Annotated in this window: 6 protein-coding genes; 2 read left to right on the top strand and 4 right to left on the bottom strand. The window is 40.6% G+C overall.

The window, feature by feature from the left end:
* Positions 1-192: 192 nt before the first annotated feature.
* On the bottom strand, positions 193-462 hold the full coding sequence (locus ACFE90_RS09720; protein ID WP_375499942.1) for a type II toxin-antitoxin system Phd/YefM family antitoxin: 270 nt from the start codon (positions 460-462) through the stop codon (positions 193-195).
* Positions 463-578: 116 nt separating this feature from the next.
* On the opposite strand from ACFE90_RS09720, the gene ACFE90_RS09715 reads away from it, so the two are divergent.
* Positions 579-803 (top strand): type II toxin-antitoxin system HicB family antitoxin, encoded by a 225-nt coding sequence (locus ACFE90_RS09715; RefSeq protein WP_375499940.1) that lies wholly within the window; start codon positions 579-581, stop codon positions 801-803.
* Positions 804-876: 73 nt separating this feature from the next.
* Positions 877-1,794 (top strand): hypothetical protein, encoded by a 918-nt coding sequence (locus tag ACFE90_RS09710; RefSeq protein WP_375499938.1) that lies wholly within the window; start codon positions 877-879, stop codon positions 1,792-1,794.
* Between the two features lie 134 nt (positions 1,795-1,928).
* Here ACFE90_RS09710 and ACFE90_RS09705 read toward each other — a convergent pair whose 3' ends face one another.
* From ACFE90_RS09705 to ACFE90_RS09695, 3 genes are all read right to left on the bottom strand, one after another.
* Positions 1,929-3,524 (bottom strand): nickel-dependent hydrogenase large subunit, encoded by a 1,596-nt coding sequence (locus tag ACFE90_RS09705; protein WP_375499936.1) that lies wholly within the window; start codon positions 3,522-3,524, stop codon positions 1,929-1,931.
* A 94-nt stretch (positions 3,525-3,618) separates the two neighbouring features.
* Positions 3,619-4,581 carry a hydrogenase gene (locus ACFE90_RS09700; protein ID WP_375499934.1) on the bottom strand — a complete coding sequence of 321 codons (963 nt, stop codon included), beginning with the start codon at positions 4,579-4,581 and terminating at the stop codon, positions 3,619-3,621.
* A 551-nt stretch (positions 4,582-5,132) separates the two neighbouring features.
* Positions 5,133-5,921 carry an Rpn family recombination-promoting nuclease/putative transposase gene (locus ACFE90_RS09695; protein WP_375499932.1) on the bottom strand — a complete coding sequence of 263 codons (789 nt, stop codon included), beginning with the start codon at positions 5,919-5,921 and terminating at the stop codon, positions 5,133-5,135.
* Positions 5,922-6,000 lie beyond the last annotated feature (79 nt).

Genomic DNA, 6,000 nt, shown 5'->3' with positions numbered 1-6,000 from the left:
TGTAGTCTCCGAAGTAGCAAATGTAGTCTCCGAAGTAGCAAATGTAGTCTCCGAAATAACAAATGCGAACGCCGAAATAGCAAATGCGAACGCCGAAATAGCAAATGCGATCGCCGAAGTAGCGAATACGTAGGCGTAGCCAGCCGTAGGCATTAAGATTTGGCTGCCCAAAGTAGGGAAATGTCGTACTTATTAAACATCGAATCGGCACTCACAAACGTCATTTCTTCTATCTGAGCCTGTGCAATCAACATCTGGCAAAGGGGCATTGAAATCATCTGGCACTACAAAACGCCCTTTATCTTGCCCTAAACTATTGAGTCGATTTAATGAGGAACGAAACGGAACTAACTTGGCGATCGGAATACCTCGGTTGGAAATAATGATTTCTTCTCCAAGTTCTACGCGTGACAACAGCTTTGAAAGATTCGTTTTAGCTTGATGAATATTGACAGTTTCCATAAGATCAAACTAAGTCTGTAAACTAAGTTTAGTCTGGTTGTCATAGTGAAACAAGGGTGATGTCTATGACGGGCTACGCCTACGCTCAGTTAGATGAGCGATCCAGTAAGCTGTAAGTGAGCGTTGTCCATGATTATAATATGAAAACTTTTACTGCGATCGTTGAAAGAGATCCTGATACTAAGTTCTATGTTGGCTATGTCCCTGGCTTTCCTGGAGCGCATTCTCAAGGCGAAACCCTGGATGAGTTGCAGGAAAATTTGCGTGAAGTTATTGAAATGCTTCTACAGGACGAGGGTCTGGGCTTCCCCTCGGTGAGTGACCGATCAAGTAAGCTGTAAGAGTCTCTAGCCACAAGCCCTATGCGTCTACGCTCAATTCTCAATTACTAGGCTTTGGAAGCCCATCACTAATATGAAATTGGAAGACCTCAGAAAAGATAATATCGGTCAGATTTATGCTTGGTTCCCTAAAAAAGGAAAAGATGAATCTTCTATGCTTCTAATCACCTATCCTTACTATTCAATTAAAGCTTTCTACTTTTCATGTCAGAATCTTGAGCAACTGGAGCAGTCAAAAGACATAATCAATCAGGGGAATGTTTCCATAAGCGCAGTTGGTTTTTGGTTTCTTGCTATTGAAGCGTTTATAAACACATTGCTAAAAATCGCTTGTTTTCTTAAAGATAAGGATTTCAATGAATTTAGAGGAAAACAGATCAACGGTCGCCTCACAGCAGTTTTTAAACTGCTAAAAATGGATAATAAAGATTTTTATAACTCAGCGATATTCCCAAAGTTCCAAGAATTTCAAAATTATAGAAATGAGGTTTTTCACGATAGGTTCTTTAATTCAGAAATCAAATTTCATAAGACAAGTTTTTCTTCCATACCTTATCTAGCTAATCAGGTCGATGTTGTTCAAGCCTCAATCATTGCATTAGAGATTTTTCAAGCATTCCGATTTATATACCCGGCTCTTGATTTGATGCCAGATATATTTATCGAAAAAAATAGCTCATACGGATTCATTAAGTATGATGTTCTTTACAATCAAATCATTTTACCGCTTTTTTCTGAAGCTCTTCGGAAACACACTCTTAATACAGATTTAATAACTGAACCCATAGATATAAGACTTCCAGAGAGTTCAATATTGCGGAAAGGAGATGTTCAGATTATCATGCCAGCGTTTCAGAAAGAAAATATTGTTCACTCACCCAATAGTACTGAAACAAATATAGCAGCTAATTTGTTCAACAAAGTCCATGACCTAATCCCAATAAATGAGCAGGAGTACTTTCAAATTCCTAGATATTACCGAGTAGAGTAAATAAGTATAATTTACAGACGATTATGCTCATCAATTTACTCAAAAATATAGTAGCAACCTAATAGTAAAGCTAATGTCAGTAAATTAATAATGAGCTAATGATTACCTAAAAAATCATTAGCCATTAGCATCTTTTAAGCAGTCCGAAAACGTGCTAGTTCTTCGCCTGTTTTCGCATCATGGGCGTGAACTGTACACACCAAACATGAATCAAACGATCGCGCCACATGACCAACTTCTACAGGGTCACTAGAATCGTAAATTGGTGTGCCAATTAAAGCTTCTTCAATAGGACCGCGGATACCTTCACCGTCACGAGGGCCGATATTCCAAGTACCAGGGGCAATCACTTGGTAATTCTTAATTTTACCGCCCTCCACTTCTACCCAGTGACTCAAGGAACCTCGTGCTGCTTCCGTTGCACCCCAACCGCGTCCATCTTTTTCTGTGGGTTTGATATACCAGGGGTCGTTTAATTTGAATTCGCGTAAACAGTGTTCAGCTTGCCGATATAACTTGACAAGTTCGTGAACTCGTGCCAACTGACGCACATGAATACTAGCACCACCCATCTCCTTGAATACATCAAGGATAAAGCCGTCGTAGTGTTGCCAAGATTCGCCATGTTTACCACCAGCTACTAATTGACGCGCTAAGGGGCCAGTTTCCAAGCGTCCGAAGTCTTTGTGAAGGACTGCACTCGACCAAGAGTAGGCGTTATCGAAGTCTTTTGTATTAATTGCAGTAGGTTTAGTGGTGCGATCGCTAGGGTGAATATCTGCTGTCCCTTCATCGTACCAGGAGTGAGTTGTATTCTCGCGGGTAAATGACTGATCCATTAAGGTGTGAGTGTGTGTGAAGCTATCGTACACTCCACTTTTCATGATCATCGCCGCATTTCGTCCTTCAATAGTCGGCTTTTGGTATTTATCTTCATGGGCTAAATATCCCCAAGTGACATATTTACCAACACCAGCACCATATCTATCTAGACCGATATCTAAACCCATGCGCCAATAAAAACCTAAGTCGGAATCTCGATGATTTCGGTTTTCATCTAACCAGTCTCTGAAGTCGTCATAAGTCTCGATTTGTTCATAGCGTTCTAAAGAACAACCCAACCACACTGGTTCTAACCAATTGGTGCGGAAATATTCTAGAATCGCCCAAGCGCGGGTGATATCTGTTAAAGTGGGGGCGCACATCACGCCACCGGGAACCATGTAGCTAGAATGGGGCCATTGTCCGCCCAATAGTGCATAAATTTCTACAGGTTTAGCGGAAATTGTTATGCCTAGTTCATAAGATTTGCCTGTGAAGGCGGCAAAGCGTTTAACAGCTTCCTCATAAAAGCGACTATTGCGGTATTTTCTATTTGTTAAGTCAATGGCAAACAAACCATAAAAATAGCGGGGGATGCTTTGGATTGTTTCGACAATTTGACCAAGATTTCTCGCCAAAATCGCATTGCGGGGAACTTCTGTTTCCCAAGCTGTGTCTAATGCCCAAGATGCACAAGTTAGGTGAGAACCGCCACAAATTCCGCAAATGCGAGGTGTGACAATTAATCCGGCTTGGGGATCTTTACCGCGTAGGATAACTTCAAATCCGCGAAATAGTTCAGCGTGTGTCCAGGCGTTGACTACTCTTCCATGTTCAATATCGACTCGGACATCTAAATCGCCTTCAACTCTACCAACGGGCGAAATGTCTAATGATTGAATTGTCATTTGTTATTTGTCCTTTGTCATTTGTCTTTTGTCCTTTGTTATTTGTCCTTGGTCATTTGTTATTTACTAATGACTAATGACCAATGACCAATGACTAAACTGTAAAAAAGTCTTCTTCTGCCCAAGGTGGTGCTGCGTCTTTAGCAATCATTGTGAGTAAGGCGTAGTCTTTTTTGTTCACCCCTGTTGGTAATTCTTTGGGAACGCCCATCACTGTTTGGGTTTTGAATACGGTTCCTGGTTTGAGGTCAAAGAAGGGAAATTCTGGTTCGGTGCAACCTAAACAAGGCATTCCGGCGCGAGTTTTGGAGGAGACGCGATTCCATAAGATGCGGTTGCAGGAGGAATGAGTCATGGGGCCGCGACAACCCAAGTCGTAAAATAGGCAGCCTTTGCGCTGACCAAATTCGGCAGTTGATGCTTTGTAGGCAAAGTGGACGTTGCGAGTACAACCTGTTTGGGTATAGGTGTTAAAGAAGGTTTGGGGACGATTTAGTTCATCGAAAGCAATGTCTGCTATGCGTCCAGTAGCGATCGCAACTAATATCTGCGTAATCCAGTCGGGATGGGCGGGACATCCAGGTATATTAATTACAGGTAATCCGGCTTGAGACACAAAGTCTTTACCTAAAAAACCGCCTTCTTGACGCTTGAGAAATTGCAAACCTTCCGATTCGCTAGGATTGGGTGACATGGCGGGAATTCCTCCCCATGTGGCACAATCTCCCACGGCTACAATAAATTGAGCAACTTTGGCGAGGTCTATTAACCAATCTTTCATGGCGCGATCGGCAAAGCGATTCCATTCGCCTGTGCCGTTGGGGGCATTAACAACGCTGCCTTCAAATACCAAGATATCTAAAGGAATTGTGCCAGAAATGCAATCCCGCAGCAGTGTTTGTAAGTTGTTGCCTAGTTCCAATCCCAAGGAAGGATGCCAAAGTAAATTGATGCCAAAGTCGGCAATTAAATCGCAGACTGTCGGTTCTTCGGCATTGAGAAATGACATGGTGTTGCCTGAACAAGCACCACCTTGTAGCCATAGTACGTTAGTCATCGGCTAGGTGTTTTTGTATTGTTTTCCATGCATGATGTAGGTGATAATGCTTGTAAAGTCTCACCTGGTTATCAATATTTATTTTTTAATTTTAAGATATTTTTTTATGTAATTCACTTTCATGAAAAAAGAATTAATCATTAAGAATAACTTAGTTTTTATCAAGCTCATTTTAAATGATTATGTCTGTTATAGCTGTAACACATTTAACAAATAAAAAATACAGCAGAATTCAGAATTCAGAATTCAGGAGTAAAACACACTTTATACCTGGGTAACAGACTTAGCTTGTGTACCTCAGCAACTTGAAATCTAGTGTAGTAAAAATAAAATTAGCTTTTGTTTTGACCTCCTGACGTAAAATAACCTCTACGTACTGAATTTATTCCGGTTATAGCTCTATAATTTTTAATAACAATTACTATAAACTGTTAATTTGGGTGAAAGGACGAGTATTTTAAACCGTCAGATTTTAATGCAATAACTGAGTCAAATTCAGCAAAATATAGAAACGCAAGGCTTTGCGCTCTGTCAGCTATATATCAATTGTTTTAGGATTTTGGTTGTGCAGCTTGCCTAACAAGTTGTTCCTCAAAGCCTAATGCTTGAGCTATCTGCTCAATACTCAACCCCAACCCTAATAAGTGGGGTATTGCTTCTAACTTAGCTTCTTGTATACCTTCTTGTTTACCTTCTGCAAAAACATCTTGGTAAAATCTAGTTTGCTTTAACTCATTTGATCCAAACATTTTCCCTATCTCCTCCTGGCTCAATCGTGGCAACTTGTAGATTAATATAGTCTCTATTAATTGTATAATTTCCCTAATAGTAGCAACATCTGGAATTTGCTGTCGGGCACTGTTGACTATTTCTATAGCTTTTGTTGTCGCAGTTGATTCGGGTTCAATAATGAGTTTAACTGTCTCTATGCCGATTGATGACTCAATTGAGCTTAATTCCTCAAGATAGACGCGAGTCACTCGTTGTGAGTTGAGCAGTTCTGTATATCTTTCGGTATCTCCAGTATCAACGCTGCGGTTGGGAAAAATGACAACACCACGCCAATTATTGGTTAATTCGGTTTTGTCGAGATAGTTAAAGATTTCGGTAAATAAACGTGAGTAGAACTTTTTATCTGGTTGAAATTGCACTTCTGCAAAATAGATGGGTAGTTCTGCTGCATTTGGGAGGAAGACACCATCGATTCTAAAGGCTAGTTGTTTCACTTCGACTGAAGAAAATTGGTAAGCACTAGCTAGTTGGGGCGGTTGGTTAATCAGTTCAAAGAAAGTGCTGGGGATACTTTGAAATATCCGATAGAAGATACTGTCTGTTTTCAAGGTAGCTTGTTTTACACTTGATGAATATATTTTACACTTTGACGATCCCGTGGCGACTCCTTGGAGTGTACAAAAATTG

Origin of the sequence: uncultured Nostoc sp. (genome assembly GCF_964245445.1) — a bacterium.
GTDB lineage: Bacteria > Cyanobacteriota > Cyanobacteriia > Cyanobacteriales > Nostocaceae > Nostoc.
Note: the sequence above shows the minus strand (reverse complement) of the source record. Positions and strands in the feature narration are given on the sequence as shown.

What these genes read in the sequence shown, in the direction of transcription:
- ACFE90_RS09720 (WP_375499942.1), bottom strand. Translation starts at nt 462, where the DNA reads ATGGAAACTGTCAATATTCATCAAGCTAAAACGAATCTTTCAAAGCTG.
- ACFE90_RS09710 (WP_375499938.1), top strand. Translation starts at nt 877, where the DNA reads ATGAAATTGGAAGACCTCAGAAAAGATAATATCGGTCAGATTTATGCT.
- ACFE90_RS09705 (WP_375499936.1), bottom strand. Translation starts at nt 3,524, where the DNA reads ATGACAATTCAATCATTAGACATTTCGCCCGTTGGTAGAGTTGAAGGC.
- ACFE90_RS09700 (WP_375499934.1), bottom strand. Translation starts at nt 4,581, where the DNA reads ATGACTAACGTACTATGGCTACAAGGTGGTGCTTGTTCAGGCAACACC.